We start from the raw sequence: 1,315 nt of genomic DNA, 5'->3' as shown, positions 1-1,315 counted from the left end.
CCGACGGGGTCGCGCTCGCGGACGGGCTCGCGCTCGCGCTCGGGCCATCGGTCGGGGTGCCCGTCGGCGTGGCGCAGCCGGTCGGCGTCTCGGTGGGCGTCGCGGTCGGCGTGGCGCTCGGGGTCGTCGACGGGGTCCCGCTCGGGGTGCCGGACGGCGTGGTCGAGGGGGTCGTGGTCGGCGTGCCGGTCGGCGTCGCGGTCGGGCTCGCGCTGCCGGACGGTGTGCCGCCGGGAGTCGTCGACGGGGTGGTGCTCGGCTGCTCCGACGGCGAGGCGCTCGCGGACGGCGAGGGCGAGGACGAGGGCGAGGGCGAGCCGGACGGCGTCGCGCTCGGCGAGGGCGCGCTCGGGGTGCCGGTGGGCGTGGTGGACGGGGCCGCGGACGGCGTGGTGGTGGCCGGGCCGGTGCCCGGGGCCGGCGGCAGCGGCGCGAGCGGGCTCGGCGCCGTGACGGGGAGCAGCGGGGCGAGCGGGCTCGCGGTGCCCGGGCGGTCCGGGGTGGTGACCGGGGTGCCGTTGGTGAAGTGCGCCATCCAGTTGCGGACGGTGCGCAGGTACTCGGAGGAGTGGTTGTAGCCGAGCACCGCCCGGTCCAGCTGGGCCTGGTCGGACAGGTCGCGACCGCCCGCGCACAGGTACCGGCCGGCCGCCTCGGCCGCGTCGAAGATGTTGTTCGGGTCGGCCTTGCCGTCCCCGTTGGCGTCCACGCCCCAGGAGGCCCAGGTGGAGGGGATGAACTGCATCGGCCCGACGGCGCGGTCCCAGCCCGCGTCGCCGTCGTAGCGGCCGCCGTCGGTGTCGGCGATCGCCGCGAAGCCGGCCCCGTTGAGCACCGGGCCGAGGATCGGGCGGTACGTCGTCCCGGCGGCGTCGACCGCGCCCCGGCCGGCCTGGCCGGACTCGACCTCGCCGATCGCGGCGAGCAGCTGCCAGGGGAGGCGGCAGCCGGGCGAGCGGACCGCGAGGGCCGCCTCGGCCTTGCGGTAGGCGGCGAAGACCGTTTCCGGCAGGGCGGGCCCGGTGCGCAGCGGGTCGGCGAACGGCGAGGTGACCGGGGCGAGCGGCGGCTGGAACAGCGGCAGGGTGCCGCCGCCGTCGACCGGCGCGGTGCCGGGCACGCCGAGCGTTCCGGGGACGTTCGGGACGCCGGTGGTGCCGGGGAGCACCGGGAAGCCCACCCCGCTCGCGGACGTCGGGGCCTGGCCGGGCGGGTTCTCCGCCGCGCCCGCCGAGGCGACCGGTGAGAGGCCGAGGCCGGTCTGTGAACCGGTCAGCGCCGCGAGGGCGGTGAACACCGCCAGCATCCCGGTCAC

General features: G+C 78.7%; 1 protein-coding gene. It reads right to left on the bottom strand.

The annotated features are described in order from the left end of the window. Window positions 1-1,315: lytic transglycosylase domain-containing protein (locus ABD308_RS25230; protein WP_344338861.1), on the bottom strand; the 1,315-nt coding region annotated here is incomplete at both ends.

Origin of the sequence: Kitasatospora putterlickiae (assembly GCF_039527695.1) — a bacterium.
GTDB lineage: Bacteria > Actinomycetota > Actinomycetes > Streptomycetales > Streptomycetaceae > Kitasatospora > Kitasatospora putterlickiae.
Note: the sequence above shows the minus strand (reverse complement) of the source record. Positions and strands in the feature narration are given on the sequence as shown.